Source organism: Streptomyces sp. NPDC006384, assembly GCF_042870695.1.
Taxonomy (GTDB): Bacteria; Actinomycetota; Actinomycetes; order Streptomycetales; family Streptomycetaceae; genus Streptomyces.
Map to the genome: position 1 here is coordinate 109198 of NZ_JBIAHR010000016.1, position 15848 is coordinate 125045.

Consider the following 15848-nt stretch of genomic DNA (forward strand, 5'->3'; position numbering starts at 1 on the left):
CCCTCGCGCCAGTGGATTGCCGAGGTCCACCGAACCGGTGCGGCCTGCTAGTACTCCAGCTGTAGATCGTGATCTTCATGGCTGAGATGTGGCTTTTCGTTGGTAATGGCTGGTGCGTGATCGCTGCTGATGGCGGCGTCGCCAGTCCGACCAGCCGAGTCGGTGGGCGATGTCGTGGAGGGGCTGGACGACGAGTGTGATGAACAGGCGCTGGATCTCGTTGCAGGACAGCGGGACCAGCTCGTCCGGAGCGGGGTTGCGGGCGTGTTCGTCGGCGCGGACGACGGCGAGGAAGGCATGGGCGAGCATGGCCAGGGTGACCCAGCGGGTCCAGGAGGGGTAGCGGCGCACCTGGTGCTCATCGAGTCCGGCCAGCCCCTTCTTGGTCTGGATGGTCTCTTCCACCCGCCATCTGGAGCCGGCGACCCGCACCAGCTCGGTCAGCGGCACCGGCTGGGGTGAGAAGCAGCGGTAGTAGGCGAGTTCGCCGGTGGTGCGGTTGCGGCGGATCAGCAGCTGACGGCTGCCCGGCGCTGGCTCGGCGAGATCGATGACAGCCCAGTCGTAGAACCGCTCTCCCTTCGCACCACGTCCGGCCGAGAGCTTCTGCCAGGCCCGCTTCGGCACCTTCTGCACCAGGGCATCGGCGCGGAAGGCGCCCGCACCAGTGGTCACTTCGGCTGAGCAGGCCACCGCGAGGACATAGCCGATGCCACGTTCCTCCAGAGCCGTGCGCAGTTTCGGGTTGCCGCCGTAGACCTCGTCACCGGTGACCCAGCCGATGCGGTGTCCGGCGTCCAGGAAGCGTTCGATCATCGTGCGGGCCAGTTCCGGCTTGGTTGCGAAGACGGTGCCCTCGCCGAGCCCTGCAGCCCGGCAGCGATCCGGGTCGCACGTCCAGGAGCGCGGTATGTACAGCTCCCGGTCCACTGCCGCGTGTCCCCGGACGCCGGCGTAGACGAGGTAGACGGCGACCTGGGAGTTCTCGATCCGCCCGGCTGTTCCGGTGTACTGGCGCTGGACCCCGACCGTGTGGGTGCCCTTCTTCAGGTCACCGGTCTCGTCGACGACCAACACCGCCGCCTCATCGTGGAGGTGCTCGACGACGTATTCCCGCACGTCGTCGCGGACGGCATCGGCATCCCAGACCGCCCGGCACAACAGATGCTGCATGCCGTGCGGGCTGGCCTCCCCGGCCCACTCCGCGATCGTCCAGCAGTTCTTGCGCGGCAGGTCCGACAGCAGACCCAGCACCAGCCACCCGGCCCGCAGCCGTGGCTCGACCCGCGTGAACCGGCCCGCTATCCGGCCCATGGCCACCTCGAACGCCTCCCGCCAGCGCGCGGGATCTATGCTGTGACCCGCGGCCACCGTCTCTTCGTCAGTCCACACAACTCACGATGATCAACGGTGGCCGCACCCCTGCGGTCTCCCTGTCAGTGCCGGACGAGACAGAACGGGTGTCCTGCCGGATCCGCAAAGACGCGCCAACTCCGCTGCTTGTCACCCGCGTCGAGCAGTGCGGCGCCCCGCTTGAGGACGTCTTCCTGAGCTTGTTCCAGGTCCTTGACCTCCAGGTCGAGGTGGAACTGCTGAGGACGCGCGGAGTCCGGCCACCGCGGCGGCTGATAGTTGTCCACCCGCTGGAAGGCCAGCACGAACCCACCGTCGGTGTGGAGCGTCGCCCAGCCCTCGCCGAGCGACCACCGCGGATCCGGCTGGTTGACTACGCCGCCGAGAAGCGACTGGTAGAACCGGGACAGCTCAACGACATCGGCACAGTCCAACACCACACACTGCAGCTTGGCGATCATGAAGGGCAGCGTCCCACGACGCCTGATCACGATCTACAGCTGGAGTACTAGGCCGTGTATCGAAAGTGAATCTTGGTCAGTGAACCTCTTTCATCCTGAATAGTTGCAGATCAGGAGTATGTGGACGGCCTGGACGATGGTGCCGATGCGGCGGGTGGAGCATCTGGCTCGCCGGAGCAGTCGCCATGACTTCAACTGGACGAAGGCCCGTTCTCCGGGAGCTCGCAGTCGGGCGTGGTCACGGTTGAACTGCTGGTAATGGGCGGGCTGTTCGCGGTGGTGGTAGTACGGGGTACGGAAGGTGGCGCCGGCGCCCTGGTAGGCGCGATCGGCAAGGACGAGGATCTGCCGAGTCAGGCAGGCCTGGACGATGCCGTGGGCCCGGGCCGCGGTCAGGTCATGGGTTCTGCCCGGTGTCGCGCGGGAGAACCACAGCGGGGTGCCGTCGGGACGGGCGATGACCTGCACGTTCATGCCGTGCCGGCGGTGCTTCATCGAGTAGTACGGCTCGTCCGCACCGATCCGGTCGGTGGGGATCAGGGTGCCGTCGACGATGACGTGGTCGCCCTCACCGAGCCCGGTGAGGGCTTCATGGAGACCGGGCGCCCAGCCGGCCAGCACGTCCAAGGTCTCGTCGACGTAGCGCCAGGCGGTGGCCTGGGATATCCCGAAACCGGCTCCGAGCTGCGAGAATGTCTCGTTCTTCCGCAGGTGCACCAGCGTGAGAAGCGCCTGTTTGAAGCAGCCGAGCTTCCGCCAGCGGGTGTTGCGGGCCTGGCGGTGTTCGTGCAACAGCCAGACGACATGCTCGACAAGCTCGTGCGACACGTCGAGCATGGCAGGATACGGAACCAACAGGGCCCCTTCGGTCGCCGGTGTGCTGAGTGAGATCACCACGCCAACGACGAGGGGCCCTGCCTCGTCACCACACCCGCTGACCAGCCCATTTCACCCTCCAACACAGGATGAAAGAGGTTCACTGACGGCGCCCACGCACTTGGCACCGCGCGTCTCAGGTGGCTGCCTCTCGAGGTAGCCACCTACACGGAAGGGCTGGGCAACGAAGGCGCCAGGGAGACCCGGCCATCCCCTTCGCCTCTTTCCCCAGTACAGCGTCTTTCCGCATGTCAAGGGCCCACATCGGCCTGAAACTTAAATGCCTTCCCCGTTCCGTAGCCCCGAGCGGCTCAACAACCCCGACTTCCGTGACCAGGTACTGCCCGAACTCGCCGCCGCCACCGGGTTGCTCGTGGTGGACGAGGCTCACTGCATCTCGGACTGGGGGCATGATTTCCGGCCCGACTACCGGCGGTTGCGGACGATGCTCGCCGATCTCCCGCCCGGTGTGCCGGTGCTGGCGACGACCGCCACCGCCAACGCGCGCGTGACCGCCGACGTCGCCGAACAGCTGGGCACCGGGGGTACGTCGGACGCGCTGGTGCTGCGCGGACCGCTGGACCGGGAGAGCCTCAGCCTGGGCGTGCTGCGGCTGCCGGACGCCGCGCACCGGATGGCGTGGCTGGCCGACCATCTCCACGAGCTGCCGGGCTCCGGGATCGTCTACACGCTGACGGTGGCCGCCGCCGAGGAGGTCACGGCCTTCCTGCGGCAACGCGGCCACACCGTCGCCTCCTACACCGGGAAGACGGAGAACGCCGACCGGCAGCAGGCCGAGGACGATCTGCTCGCCAACCGCGTCAAGGCCCTGGTCGCCACCTCGGCGCTGGGCATGGGCTTCGACAAGCCGGACCTGGGTTTCGTGGTGCACCTGGGCTCGCCCTCCTCCCCCATCGCGTACTACCAGCAGGTCGGCCGCGCCGGACGCGGTGTCGATCACGCCGAGGTGCTGCTTCTGCCGGGCAAGGAGGACGAGGCGATCTGGGAGTACTTCGCCTCGCTGGCCTTTCCGCCGGAGGAGCTGGTGCGCCGCACCCTCGACGTCCTCGCAGATGCGGAGCGCCCCGTGTCGCTGCCCGCGCTCGAACCTCTGGTGGAACTGCGCCGCTCCCGCCTGGAGACCATGCTGAAGGTCCTCGACGTGGACGGTGCGGTGAAGCGGGTCAAGGGCGGCTGGATCGCCACCGGCCGGCCGTGGACGTACGACGCCGAACGGTACGACTGGGTGGCGCGCCAGCGCAGGGCCGAGCAGCAGGCGATGCGCGACTACGCGTCGACGACGGAGTGCCGGATGGAGTTCCTGCAGCGTCAGCTGGACGACGAGGGCGCCAAACCTTGCGGCCACTGCGACAACTGCGCCGGACCCCGGTTCACGGCGGACACCTCGGCCGACGCCCTGGACGCGGCACGCGCCGACCTGGGCCGCCCCGGTGTCGAGGTGGAGCCGCGCCGTATGTGGCCGACCGGGCTCCCCGCGATCGGCGTCGATCTCAAGGGGCGCATCCCCGCCGGGGAGCAGGCGGCACCGGGACGGGCCCTGGGCCGTCTTTCCGACATCGGGTGGGGCAACCGGCTGCGCCCGATGCTGGCGGCGCACGCACCCGACGGCCCGGTGCCGGACGACGTCGCCCGGGCCGTCGTGACAGTGCTGGCCGACTGGGCGAAGGGGCCGGGCGGCTGGGCCTCCGGCGCGGCCGACGCCCCGCCGCGCCCCATCGGCGTCGTGACGATCGCCTCGCGCTCGCGACCGCGGCTGATCCGGTCGCTCGGCGCCCGCATCGCCGAGGTGGGGCGGCTGCCGCTGCTCGGCTCGGTCGAGTACACGGGAGAAGCGCCTCCGATGTCCCGCAGCAACAGCGCGCAACGGCTCAAGGCGCTCGACGGCATGCTCACGGTGCCGCCCGGCGTCGCCGCCGAGCTCACCGGCCGGCAGGGCCCGGTTCTCCTGGTGGACGACTACACCGAGACCGGCTGGACCCTCGCCGTCGCGTCCCGGCTGCTCCGCCGGGCCGGTGCGACGGGGGTGTTGCCACTGGTCCTGGCCGTGCAAGGGTGATCACCCCCGGGGATCGCACCGGAGTCACCTGGCCTTCCGGGGCTCCGGCCGGTCCGCACCGTGCGTCGTGCGACGCCTCCCTGGGTAGGGATATAGAGCGCGCATCGCCCGATAAGGGTCGACAGTACCAATTGCTCGTTGCCGCATTCCAGTTCGACAGGAAGAATTGAAGTCCGCTCCCCGCACGGCTCGTCCGTGTCCCGGAAGGGCTTCACTGCGGTGCGCGCTCCCCCGAATCCGACCCCGCCCGCAGTGTGGGCGCGTAGCCGAAGGGAGGAACGTGACCTTCGGACTCGCTCCGTCCTCGGCGGCATCCTTGTCGCCGTCCGCCACTTCTGCCACTCGCCTGCTCGAACCCGCGGAGTGGGCCTCAGCCGGAATCCCCCTGCTGCGCAATCCGCGAGAGGTCGTCAGCGGACTGCACTCGCGGCATCGCCCCGAGCCGGCGACCGCGATCGTGGCCGTGCTCGATCCGGACGAACGGCTGTGCGCCAGCGCCTCGTTCACCAGCCGCCGCACACCGGTGGACGGATGGATGTTCCGCAACGCGCTGCTCGCCCAGCTCCGTCGGGTCATCCCGCACGATCTGCGCCGCCGTACCCCGGTGCGCACCGCCGTGCTGCTCTACTGCCGTGAGGGCGACGCGCGTTGGACCGAGGAGGACGGCGCGTGGATGTGGGGTCTGCGGGACGCGTGCACGCTGCACGGGCTGCGGTGCGGGGCGTACATCACGCTGACCCGTGACGGGTGGCAGGTCCTCGGCGAGGCCCGTGGCGGCCGGCGGCCGAACGCCTCGTCGGCACCGGAGCCGTTCGCCACCTCGCAGGCGCCGCCCCCACCGCCGCGTACCGGCGGTGTCGCCTCCGACGTACTGCGCCGCGCGGCGGCTCGCTGAACAACGCCGGGGTCAAGGGGAGAAGCGGCGGGGAAGCCCGGTGCGCGGGTCCACCGGCCGGTGTCTCCGCGACCACCGGGCCCGGACAGCCCGCTGCCGGGCCCCGATCCCCTGCACCGTCGAGTCCGCCCCCCGTCCGCCGGCCGTGGTACGCCACGGCCGGTGCCGGGCACCGCGCCCTCCGGTGCCCCCGCCGCGGGAGTGCCCACGCGGCGGTTTCCGGTGCCGGCCCGGCGCCTGTCGGACGTGGCGCGGACGGCTCAGGCGCTCGCGCCCAGCACCGAGTTGATCCGCTGCGGGTCGCCGCAGACGATCAGCAGGGCGCCGGCCCTGGAGTGGGCCACCGAAAGAGCCGTGACGGCAGCGGCTTCGGGGCCGCCGTTGAGCGCCACGACGACCACGGGGCGCTTCGCGGCACGGTCGGCGACGGCGGCGTCCGCGTAGAAGACGTCGTCGCCCGCGTCGTGCTGGGCCCAGTAGGCGGCATCGCCGAAGGACAGTTCGTGGGCGGCCCACGGGTGGGACTCGCCGGTGGTGATCACCAGCACGTCGCCGGGTGCGCGGCCCGAGTCCAGGAGCAGGTCCACGGCTTCCTCGGCGGCGTCGAGCGCACCTTCGGGGGAGGCCGGGATCAGCTGGATCTGCGGGCCGGCGGGAGCGGCGGCCGGAGCCGACGGTCCGGTGCCGGCCGGGGCGGTGTCGCGTGAGGTGCGTTGCGCCGGCGGCGCCGGCCGCACGGGGCCGGGACGGCCGGGGCGCGGTGGAGCCGCGGGACGGGGACCGGGTACGGGGCGGGGGGTCGGCGCGGTGCGGCCGCTGGCCGGAGTGGCGCGGGGACCCTGGGCCTTCTCGTGAATCTGAGGCTCCTCGGGAATGAGAGGCATGAGCTGATTTTTATCAAACATTGGTGCGGCCGGCGTGGGCGGGTGGTGCATACCGGCGGGCAAAGTGTCAGAAATCGAAGCCGAGCTGGCCCTCGATTTCCGGAACGCTTGCGTCCGTCCAGCCGCGGGCCTTCTTCAGGTGCCGCCACTGGGGCAGCGCATCAAGATACGCCCACGACAAACGGTGGTGCGGGGTGGGCCCCCGTTCCGCCAGCGCGGCCTTGTGCACGGGTGACGGATACCCGGCGTTGTCCGCGAAACCGAAGTCTGCATGGTCGGCACCCAGTTCGGCCATCATTTTGTCGCGGTGGACCTTGGCGATCACCGAAGCCGCCGCGACCGCCACGCACGACCGGTCCCCCTTGATCACCGTTCGCACCCGCCAGGGCGACCCGAGGTAATCGTGTTTGCCGTCGAGGATGACGGCGTCGGGACGGACCGGCAGGCCCTCCAGGGCACGCACGGCCGCCAGTCGCAGCGCCGCGGTCATCCCCAGGGCGTCGATCTCCTCCGGGGAGGCGTGCCCCAGGGCGTAGGACGTCGCCCACTCCTGCAGCACCGCGGCGAGTTCGGTCCGCCGTTTGAGGGTGAGCAGTTTGGAGTCGGTGAGGCCTTCCGGGGGCCGGCGCAGTCCGGTGATCGCGGCGCAGACGGTGACCGGACCGGCCCACGCTCCGCGCCCCACCTCGTCGACACCGGCGATGATCTTGGCTCCGGTCGTGGCGCGGAGGGAGCGCTCGACGGTGTGAGTGGGTGGTTCGTACGGCATGACGCCCATAGCCTACGCCGCCCCGGAAGTCCGGCGACACTCCGGTCCCCGAAGAGTGCCGCACCCGTCCGGGTGCGGAAATCAGATGCCCTGGGGCCGCAGCAGCGGGACCATCAGCTGGTCGATCATCTCCTCGATCTCGGCGTCGGTCCATTCGCTTCCACAAATCTTCGTCCGGTACATCATCATCGCCGGAATGGCGTCGAAGACACAGCCGTTCGCCGCTTCCCGCCGCACTTCCCCGCGCTCGATTCCTCGGGTGATGACCTCGCGGAGCATCCGGAGGGTCGGCTCGACGACACCTTCGAAGATCACCGCATGGAAGCGTTCCGCCTGCCGTGTATCGCATTCGTGAATGACGGATCGCAGGGCGAACCCCGACCGGGAGAACATCGCGTCGCGGGCCCGGCGGCAGAGCGCCAGAAGGTCCTCGCGCACGTTCCCGAGATCGGGGGCGGCGTCGAAGCCCGGGAGTCCGGAGCGCAGGGCGTCCGCGACGAGGTCCTCCTTGGACGGCCAGCGGCGGTAGACCGCCGCCTTGCCCGTCTGGGCGCCGGCGGCCACGCCCTCCATGGTCAGGCCGTTCCAGCCGACGGTGCCGAGCTGGTCGAGCGCGGCGTCGAGGATGGCGCGTTCGAGGACGGCACCGCGTCGGCGGGAGGGAGCCTGGGCGGTGACGGCCTCCCAGTGCGAGGGAACCATGTCGGGGGTCTCCAGTGAGCAGTGAGCCGGTGTTCGGGGGAGGAAAACGCCGCCACGCGCCCCCGACGGGGGACGGGGCACGCGACGACGACACAAGTGAACGCTTGCGTTCACTGTCGGGGAGTCACTACCGTTGACACAACAGTGAACGAGTCCGTTCACTAAGTCGTTCGTGGGGGACACATGGTGACGACCTCTTCCTTGATCAAAGACCAGAAGCCGAAAGCGGCCCGCCGGGAGGGGCGTCCCGGCATCGCGCTCGCGGTCATCGCGGCCTGCCAACTCATGGTGGTACTCGACGCGACGATTGTGAACATCGCGCTCCCGCACATTCAAGAAGCCCTCGCGTTCAGCACCACCGACCTGACGTGGGTCGTCAGCGCCTACACGCTCACCTTCGGCGGCCTGCTGCTGCTCGGCGGACGGGCCGGCGACATCCTCGGCCGGCGCCGCGTCTTCATGACCGGCATCCTGCTGTTCACCGCCGCCTCGCTGCTCGGGGGTTTCGCCCAGGAACCCTGGCAACTGCTGGCGGCACGTGTCCTGCAGGGGGCAGGAGGCGCGATCGCGTCACCCACGTCGCTGGCCCTCATCACCACCACCTTCCCCGAGGGACCGGAGCGCAACCGGGCGTTCGGGGTCTTCGCGGCCGTCTCCGCGGGCGGCGGCGCGATAGGCCTGCTCGCGGGCGGCATGCTCACCGAGTGGCTCGACTGGCGCTGGGTGCTCTTCGTGAACGTACCCATCGGTGTCCTGATCGCCGTGCTGACGCCGCTCTACATCAACGAGTCCGAGCGGCACTCCGGACGCTTCGACATCCCCGGGGCCGTGACCTCGACGGCGGGCATGGCGTCCCTCGTCTACGGCTTCATCCGTGCCGCCGACGAGGGCTGGCGGGACACCCTCACCATCGGGTCCTTCGCCGCGGCGGTGGTCCTTCTGCTGGTCTTCACACTCATCGAGTCGCGGGCCAGGGAGCCGATCACCCCCCTGCGGATGTTCGCCGACCGCAACCGTTCCGGCACCTACGTGATCATGCTGTGCCTGGCCGCGGCGATGTTCGGCATGTTCTTCTACATCGTGCTGTTCGTCCAGAACGTGCTGGGCTACACCCCGATCCAGGCCGGCCTCGCCTTCCTGCCGGTCACGGTCGTGATCGCGCTCGGCGCCGGTCTGTCGCAGCGCTTCCTGCCCCTGTTCGGCCCGAAGCCCTTCATGCTCGTCGGCTCGGCGCTCGCCGCGCTCGGACTGGGCTGGCAGACCCTCATCAGCGCCGACAGCTCCTACGTGGGCGGAGTGCTCGGTCCGATGCTGGTCTTCGGCTTCGGCATGGGCCTGAACTTCGTGACCCTGACACTGACCGCGGTCTCCGGGGTCGCCCAGCACGAGGCGGGCGCGGCGTCCGGGCTGCTCAACGCGACGCAGCAGGTGGGCGGCTCGATCGGGCTGGCCATCCTGACGACGGTGTTCGGCACGGCCGGCAGGGACGAGGCGGCCAGGCTGATGCCGGACTTCCTCGCCAACAGCTCGGCCGAGCAGAAGGCGGAGTTCGCCAGGACCCACCAGCTGCCCGCTCCCTGGGGGCACGAGGTCCTGGCCGAAGGCATCTCGGCGGCCTTCGTCCCCGCCGCCGCCATGGCCGTACTCGCCCTGGCCACGGCATGGTTCGTGATCCGGGTCCGCAAGAGCGACCTGGAGGCGCTCTCCGGCTCGGCCGGACCGGGAATGGGCTGAGGCGGGGGGCCAGGCTCCGCTCTGGCCGGCCGGCCGGAGCACACCGACGGGCGACGTCACACCTGCCCGTCGGCCGGCGCGTCACCCGCGGACCGGGGACGTCACCCGACGGGCCCGGCCGCCCCCGGCAACCACGACGGCAGCGCCTCGGTCCGTGCCACCCAGTCGGCCGGCGGCGTCCCCGCCCGGCCCGCGGCGATCACCCCGCCCACGATGGCGCAGGTCGTGTCGACGTCCCCGCCCACCTGGACGGTCGTCCAGAAGGCACGCTCGTAGTCGCCCAACGCCCGCGCCGCGGACCAGAGGGCGAAGGGGACCGTGTCGTGGGCGGTCGTACGCCTGCCGCAGCCCAGCACGGCGGCGACCGTGGCCGCGTCGTCGTAGTCGAGCATGTCGCGGGCGCGGCGCAGCCCGGCACCGACGGCGCTCTTCGGCACCAGATCGATCACCCCGTCGAGGAGCGCCTCCCCTCCGGGCGGGCCACCGGGGGACGCGGCCAGCGCGGCGGCCGCGGCGACCGCCATGGCGCCGACCACCGCCTCACGGTGCTGGTGCGTGGGATAGGCGGAGATCTCCGCCTGGTGGGTGGCCTGCTCGGGGTCGTCCGCGTACCAGGCGCCCAGCGGCGCGATGCGCATCGCGGCACCGTTGCCCCAGGACCCCTGGCCGTTGAAGAGCGCGGCGGCGAGTTCGCGCCAGTCCCCGCCTTCCCGGACCAGCCTCAGCAGCCGGTCGACCGCCGGTCCGTAATCGCGGCCGGAGTCGTGGTGCTCGGCGAAGGAGCGGGCCAGAGCGTCCTGGTCGATGCGGTGGTGGACGGCCAGGACGGCGACCACGGAGGCGGCCATCTCGGTGTCGTCGGTCCACTGCCAGGTGCCCGGCGGCAGCCCGCGGCGTTCCAGCAGCGGGTAGTTCACGGGCACGGAGAACTGTGAGCCCAGCGCGTCCCCCACCGACAGTCCGCGCAGGCCCGCAAGGGCCCGGACCAGGCGCTCGTCGGAATCGGAAGATGAAGGAGATGAATGAGCGGTCATCGCCCCGCCACCCTAACCCGTGATCCCGTACGGCTCCGGTTCCCGCCAGCGCGAAAAAGGCCGGTCCAGCGTGTACTTGCCGTCCTCGCCCAGAACGAGCATCCGGTACTCGCCGTTCCCGGGGTTCGACAGCGACTCGAATTCCGCGACCGTCCAGTGGAACCACCGCATGCAGAACAGCCGCATCGCCAGTCCGTGGGTGACGATGAGGACGTTCGGCGGATGATCGGGGTCCTCGAAGCTGCGGAACAGGCTCTCCAGGAAACCGCCGACCCGGTCGTACACGTCGGCGCCGGACTCGCCCTGGGCGAAGCGGTAGAAGAAATGGCCGTACGCGTCGCGGTAGGCCTTCTGCAGGCGTACGTCGTCCCGGTCCTGCCAGTTCCCCCAGTCCTGCTCGCGCAGCCGGGGCTCCTCCCGTACTCGTATGAGCCCGGGGTCGAGGTGGAAGGCGCGCAGCGTCTCATGGGTACGGCGGTACGGGGAGACGTACACGCTGACGCGTTCGCGGCCGAAGACCTCACGCAGCTCCTTGCCCGTCTCCTCGGCCTCGGCCCAGCCGCGCTCGGTGAGGGCGAGCGCGTGGTCGGGTTCGCGCTCGTACACGGAGTCGTCGACGTTGCCCGTCGACTCGCCGTGCCGGACAAGAACGATGCGCCGTGGTCGTGCCATGCCGAAACCCTAGATCGTGGGACGCGGAACCGAGGACTCGAACCTGCCCCGTACGGCGCAGGTCACACGGTCCAGGAGGGCTCCAGCTGCACGATGTCCCCGGTGAGGGCGGCGATGTCGGCCTCGGTCTGGGCACGCAGGGCGAGCCGCTCCACCCGCTCGGTGCGGTACTTGCCGTGCTCGGCGGCCGACCGCCACATCGACAGCACCAGGTACTCGTTGCCGGGCGCCTCGCCGAACAGCCCGCGGATCATGCCGGGCGAGCCCGCCATCGCGGGGTTCCAGACCTTCTCCTGCATCAGCACATAGTGCTCGGCCCGGTCCTCGTGGACGCGGCACAGTGCCACCCGCAGCAGGTCGGCGTCGGTGAAGCGGGGCTCGAAGCCGGTCTTCACGTCGAACCGGTGATCGAAGAGCCTGACCTGCGCGTCCTTGAAGGTCCCGGCCTGCGCCGCGGCGAGCCGGTCGTGCGAGCGCGCCATGAAGGAGTCGTAGAAGGTCCTGCTCTCCCAGAAGGCGAAGACGTGCGCGACGTCCGGCCGTCTCCGGCTCCAGCCGCCCCCCTGTCCCCGAAATCCCGGCTCCCCCGGGAGCCCCGCCCACTTCCGCTGCCCCCGCTCGAAACCGCGGCGGTCCACCACGGTGCAGCGAATCCACTTGACCAGCACCGCGCCATGGTACGGCCAGGGACGTGGCACCGGTCACTTCCCGGCCGGCCACGGCCCGTTACCGCCCTCGCGTACATGGCAGGATGGGCAACCGGCCGGCCGCGTTCGGCAGTTGGCCGGGCGGGGCAAGGCAGGGACCGGGGAAAGGGAAGTCTGTGAACGGCCTCAGCAAGGGGATCCGCAAGGTCGAGATCGCGCTGCGGTGGGATCCGAACCCGGCGGGACAGTCGCCCGCCGACCTGGACATCGTCGCCGGGACCTATCCGGCGGACGATCCGTACGGCGATCCCGTGTACGTGGTGCACTTCGACAGCCGCTCCCCCGACGGCACCATCTATCTCAACCGGGACAGCAAGGACGGCAAGGGCTTCGGGTACGACGAGGTCATGACGCTGGAACTGGAGCGGCTCGACGTCCGGTACGCGCGCGTGGTCGTCGGCGTGGTGATACAGCAGCGTTCCGGGCAGCGGACCTTCGCCGGCGTGGTCAATCCCGGCCTGCGCATCCGCGAGGGCCACACCGTGCTGGCCGAGGACGGCTTCGGCGGTGTCCCCGCCGCGTCGGCGGCGACGGTCGCGGAGTTCGTCCGGGACGGGACCGGGGCGTGGGAGTTCCGCGGCGGCGTCCACGGCTTCGAGGGCGACCCGGCGACGTTCACCGGCGTCATGGGCGCGCGACGCCGGCCCTGAACCCGACGGCACGAGCAAGGGGGCGCCGGCCGTGGCCGGCGCCCCCCTCACTCATGGGGTCTCAGCGGTCAGCTGCAGCCGCTGGTCGAGCCGCAGCCCTCGCAGATGTAGCAGGAACCGGCCCGCTGCATCTTCGTGCCGCAGGAGAAGCACAGCGGGGCGTCGGCCTGGATGCCCAGCTGCATCTCCACCAGTTCGGCGCTGGTGTGCGCCTCCTTCGGGGCGGGCTTGGCCGCCTCGGCCTCGGCCTTCGGCGTGGCGACGGCCTTCAGCTCCTGGGCGCGCGGCGCCGACTGGGCCAGGCCCTCGACGTCGACCTCGTCGTCGGACGGCTCGTACGAACCGGTCTCCAGGTGCCGCTGGCGCTCCTCGGCGGAGTGGATGCCGAGGGCGGAGCGGGTCTCGAAGGGCAGGAAGTCCAGCGCCAGGCGGCGGAAGATGTAGTCGACGATCGACTGCGCCATCCGCACGTCCGGGTCGTCCGTCATGCCGGCCGGCTCGAAGCGCATGTTGGTGAACTTCGAGACGTACGTCTCCAGCGGCACGCCGTACTGGAGGCCGACGGAGACCGCGATGGAGAAGGCGTCCATCATGCCCGCGAGGGTGGAGCCCTGCTTGGACATCTTCAGGAAGACCTCGCCGAGACCGTCGTCCGGGTAGGAGTTGGCGGTCATGTAGCCCTCGGCGCCGCCGACCGTGAAGGAGGTGGTGATGCCGGGACGGCCCTTCGGGAGGCGCTTGCGGACCGGGCGGTACTCGACGACCTTCTCGACCGCGGCGCGGATCGTCTCCTCGGCCTTCTCGGTGACCTCGGCCTTCTCCTTCTCCTTGGTCTTCGCGGAGAGCGGCTGGCCGACCTTGCAGTTGTCCCGGTAGATCGCGAGCGCCTTGACGCCGAGCTTCCAGGCCTCGTAGTAGATCTCCTCGACCTCCTCGACGGTCGCCGTCTCCGGCATGTTGACCGTCTTGGAGATGGCGCCGGAGATCCAGGGCTGGATCGCGGCCATCATGCGGACGTGGCCCATCGGGGAGATGGCGCGCTCGCCCATGGCGCAGTCGAACACCTCGTAGTGCTCGTGCTTGAGGCCGGGGGCGTCGATCACGTTGCCGTGCTCGGCGATGTGGGCGACGATCGCCTCGATCTGCTCCTCCTGGTAGCCCAGGCGGCGCAGGGCCTGCGGGACGGTGCCGTTGACGATCTGCATCGAGCCGCCGCCGACGAGCTTCTTGAACTTGACCAGGGCGAGGTCGGGCTCGACGCCGGTGGTGTCGCAGGACATGGCCAGACCGATGGTGCCGGTCGGGGCGAGCACGGACGCCTGCGAGTTGCGGAAGCCGTTCTTCTCGCCGAGGCGCAGCACGTCCTGCCAGGCCTCGGTGGCGGCGGCCCACACCGGGGTGTCCAGGTCGTCCATGCGCACGGCGGCGCCATTGGCGTCGGAGTGCTGCTTCATGACGCGCTTGTGGGCGTCGGCGTTGCGGGCGTAGCCGTCGTACGGGCCGACGACCGCGGCGAGTTCGGCGGAGCGGCGGTAGGCCGTGCCGGTCATCAGGGAGGTGATGGCGCCGGCGAGGGCGCGGCCGCCGTCGGAGTCGTAGGCGTGGCCGGTGGCCATCAGCAGGGCGCCGAGGTTGGCGTAGCCGATGCCGAGCTGGCGGAAGGCGCGGGTGTTCTCGCCGATCTTCTGGGTCGGGAAGTCCGCGAAGCAGATCGAGATGTCCATCGCGGTGATGACCAGCTCGACGACCTTCTGGAAGCGCTCGGTCTCGAAGGACTGGTTGCCCTTGCCGTCGTCCTTCAGGAACTTCATCAGGTTCAGCGAGGCGAGATTGCAGGACGTGTTGTCCAGGTGCATGTACTCGCTGCAGGGGTTCGAGCCGTTGATCCGGCCGGACTCCGGGCAGGTGTGCCAGTGGTTGATCGTGTCGTCGTACTGGATGCCCGGGTCGGCGCAGGCCCAGGCGGCCTCGGCCATCTTGCGGAAGAGGGCCTTGGCCTCGACCTCCTCGATGACCTCGCCGGTCATGCGGGCCCGCAGACCGAACTTGCCGCCCTGCTCGACGGCCTTCATGAACTCGTCGTTCACGCGGACCGAGTTGTTGGCGTTCTGGTACTGGACGGACGTGATGTCGTCGCCGCCCAGGTCCATGTCGAAGCCCGCGTCGCGCAGGGCGCGGATCTTCTCCTCTTCCTTGACCTTGGTCTCGATGAAGTCCTCGACGTCCGGGTGGTCGACGTCCAGGATGACCATCTTGGCGGCGCGGCGGGTGGCGCCGCCGGACTTGATGGTGCCGGCGGAGGCGTCGGCACCGCGCATGAAGGAGACCGGGCCGGAGGCGTTGCCGCCGGAGGAGAGCAGTTCCTTGGAGGAGCGGATCCGGGAGAGGTTCAGGCCGGCGCCGGAGCCGCCCTTGAAGATCATGCCCTCTTCCTTGTACCAGTCGAGGATCGACTCCATGGAGTCGTCGACGGACAGGATGAAGCAGGCGGAGACCTGCTGCGGCTGGGGCGTGCCGACGTTGAACCAGACCGGGCTGTTGAAGCTGAAGATCTGGTGCAGGAGGGCGTAGGCCAGCTCGTGCTCGAAGATCTCGGCGTCGGCGGGCGAGGCGAAGTACCTGTGGTCCTCACCGGCCTTCCGGTACGTCTTCACGATGCGGTCGATGAGCTGCTTGAGGCTCACCTCGCGCTGCGGGGTGCCGACGGCGCCCCGGAAGTACTTGCTGGTGACGATGTTGACCGCGTTCACCGACCAGAAGTCGGGGAACTCGACGCCGCGCTGCTCGAAGTTGACCGAGCCGTCGCGCCAGTTGGTCATGACGACGTCACGACGCTCCCAGGCCACCTCGTCGTAGGGGTGGACGCCGGGAGTGGTGTGGACGCGCTCGACCTGGAGTCCCTTGCCCGCCTTCGTGCCCTTGGCGCGGGAGCTCCGTGCCGGACCGCTCGCCGTCTCTGTCATGCCGCCTCCCATGTACGGGCGAAAACGCCCTGAAGTGCCCCGGTTGTTCCCGTGGCACGGTGTTCTGTCTG

13 protein-coding genes and 1 pseudogene are annotated in these 15848 nt (G+C 70.0%); 4 read left to right on the forward strand and 10 right to left on the reverse strand.

The window, feature by feature from the left end; all coding sequences use genetic code 11:
* Positions 1 to 75: 75 nt before the first annotated feature.
* From ACFYOJ_RS22480 to ACFYOJ_RS22490, 3 genes are all read right to left on the reverse strand, one after another.
* Positions 76 to 1314: an IS701 family transposase gene (locus ACFYOJ_RS22480; protein WP_356558175.1), complete on the reverse strand. Its 1239-nt coding sequence runs from the start codon at positions 1312 to 1314 to the stop codon at positions 76 to 78.
* A gap of 122 nt (positions 1315 to 1436) precedes the next feature.
* The gene (locus tag ACFYOJ_RS22485; protein ID WP_356558153.1) at positions 1437 to 1814 is read right to left on the reverse strand and encodes a VOC family protein; all 378 of its coding nucleotides are present in this window, start codon (positions 1812 to 1814) and stop codon (positions 1437 to 1439) included.
* 90 nt (positions 1815 to 1904) lie between these two features.
* Positions 1905 to 2711 (reverse strand): IS5 family transposase, encoded by an 807-nt coding sequence (locus tag ACFYOJ_RS22490; RefSeq protein WP_356558152.1) that lies wholly within the window; start codon positions 2709 to 2711, stop codon positions 1905 to 1907.
* Between the two features lie 277 nt (positions 2712 to 2988).
* On the opposite strand from ACFYOJ_RS22490, the pseudogene ACFYOJ_RS22495 reads away from it, so the two are divergent.
* Positions 2989 to 4767: pseudogene (locus ACFYOJ_RS22495) on the forward strand (helicase-related protein); the annotation flags it as partial.
* A gap of 280 nt (positions 4768 to 5047) precedes the next feature.
* Entirely contained in the window at positions 5048 to 5662 is a 615-nt protein-coding gene (locus ACFYOJ_RS22500) for a hypothetical protein (protein ID WP_356558151.1), read from the forward strand.
* 260 nt (positions 5663 to 5922) lie between these two features.
* On the opposite strand, the gene ACFYOJ_RS22505 is transcribed toward ACFYOJ_RS22500, so the two are convergent.
* The 3 genes from ACFYOJ_RS22505 to ACFYOJ_RS22515 form a co-directional block, all read right to left on the reverse strand.
* Positions 5923 to 6546, reverse strand: coding sequence for a hypothetical protein (locus tag ACFYOJ_RS22505; RefSeq protein ID WP_356558150.1), 624 nt, complete (start codon positions 6544 to 6546; stop codon positions 5923 to 5925).
* 67 nt (positions 6547 to 6613) lie between these two features.
* Positions 6614 to 7315 carry a ribonuclease HII gene (locus ACFYOJ_RS22510; protein WP_356558149.1) on the reverse strand — a complete coding sequence of 234 codons (702 nt, stop codon included), beginning with the start codon at positions 7313 to 7315 and terminating at the stop codon, positions 6614 to 6616.
* 81 nt (positions 7316 to 7396) lie between these two features.
* Positions 7397 to 8017, reverse strand: coding sequence for a TetR/AcrR family transcriptional regulator (locus ACFYOJ_RS22515; RefSeq protein WP_356558148.1), 621 nt, complete (start codon positions 8015 to 8017; stop codon positions 7397 to 7399).
* A 186-nt stretch (positions 8018 to 8203) separates the two neighbouring features.
* Between ACFYOJ_RS22515 and ACFYOJ_RS22520 the strand changes: the two genes are divergently transcribed.
* A complete protein-coding gene (locus ACFYOJ_RS22520) occupies positions 8204 to 9751 on the forward strand; it encodes an MFS transporter (RefSeq protein WP_356558174.1) in 1548 nt (515 codons plus the stop codon).
* Between the two features lie 101 nt (positions 9752 to 9852).
* On the opposite strand, the gene ACFYOJ_RS22525 is transcribed toward ACFYOJ_RS22520, so the two are convergent.
* The 3 genes from ACFYOJ_RS22525 to ACFYOJ_RS22535 all read right to left on the reverse strand — a co-directional run bounded on the left by ACFYOJ_RS22525 (position 9853) and on the right by ACFYOJ_RS22535 (position 12125).
* Positions 9853 to 10785, reverse strand: a complete 933-nt coding sequence (locus ACFYOJ_RS22525) for an ADP-ribosylglycohydrolase family protein (protein WP_356558147.1) — start codon at positions 10783 to 10785, stop codon at positions 9853 to 9855.
* 12 nt (positions 10786 to 10797) lie between these two features.
* Entirely contained in the window at positions 10798 to 11457 is a 660-nt protein-coding gene (locus tag ACFYOJ_RS22530; RefSeq protein WP_356558146.1) for a phosphoglycerate mutase family protein, read from the reverse strand.
* A 62-nt stretch (positions 11458 to 11519) separates the two neighbouring features.
* Positions 11520 to 12125 carry a YdbC family protein gene (locus ACFYOJ_RS22535; RefSeq protein ID WP_356558145.1) on the reverse strand — a complete coding sequence of 202 codons (606 nt, stop codon included), beginning with the start codon at positions 12123 to 12125 and terminating at the stop codon, positions 11520 to 11522.
* 155 nt (positions 12126 to 12280) lie between these two features.
* On the opposite strand from ACFYOJ_RS22535, the gene ACFYOJ_RS22540 reads away from it, so the two are divergent.
* The gene (locus tag ACFYOJ_RS22540) at positions 12281 to 12814 is read left to right on the forward strand and encodes a TerD family protein (RefSeq protein ID WP_356558144.1); all 534 of its coding nucleotides are present in this window, start codon (positions 12281 to 12283) and stop codon (positions 12812 to 12814) included.
* 68 nt (positions 12815 to 12882) lie between these two features.
* Here ACFYOJ_RS22540 and ACFYOJ_RS22545 read toward each other — a convergent pair whose 3' ends face one another.
* The gene (locus tag ACFYOJ_RS22545; protein ID WP_356558143.1) at positions 12883 to 15777 is read right to left on the reverse strand and encodes a vitamin B12-dependent ribonucleotide reductase; all 2895 of its coding nucleotides are present in this window, start codon (positions 15775 to 15777) and stop codon (positions 12883 to 12885) included.
* Positions 15778 to 15848 lie beyond the last annotated feature (71 nt).

Excerpts from the sequence above, each read along its gene's own strand:
- ACFYOJ_RS22480 (WP_356558175.1), bottom strand. The coding sequence starts at position 1,314 with ATGGGCCGGATAGCGGGCCGGTTCACGCGGGTCGAGCCACGGCTGCGG.
- ACFYOJ_RS22515 (WP_356558148.1), bottom strand. The coding sequence starts at position 8,017 with ATGGTTCCCTCGCACTGGGAGGCCGTCACCGCCCAGGCTCCCTCCCGC.
- ACFYOJ_RS22510 (WP_356558149.1), bottom strand. The coding sequence starts at position 7,315 with ATGCCGTACGAACCACCCACTCACACCGTCGAGCGCTCCCTCCGCGCC.
- ACFYOJ_RS22530 (WP_356558146.1), bottom strand. The coding sequence starts at position 11,457 with ATGGCACGACCACGGCGCATCGTTCTTGTCCGGCACGGCGAGTCGACG.
- ACFYOJ_RS22505 (WP_356558150.1), bottom strand. The coding sequence starts at position 6,546 with ATGCCTCTCATTCCCGAGGAGCCTCAGATTCACGAGAAGGCCCAGGGT.
- ACFYOJ_RS22545 (WP_356558143.1), bottom strand. The coding sequence starts at position 15,777 with ATGACAGAGACGGCGAGCGGTCCGGCACGGAGCTCCCGCGCCAAGGGC.
- ACFYOJ_RS22485 (WP_356558153.1), bottom strand. The coding sequence starts at position 1,814 with ATGATCGCCAAGCTGCAGTGTGTGGTGTTGGACTGTGCCGATGTCGTT.
- ACFYOJ_RS22525 (WP_356558147.1), bottom strand. The coding sequence starts at position 10,785 with ATGACCGCTCATTCATCTCCTTCATCTTCCGATTCCGACGAGCGCCTG.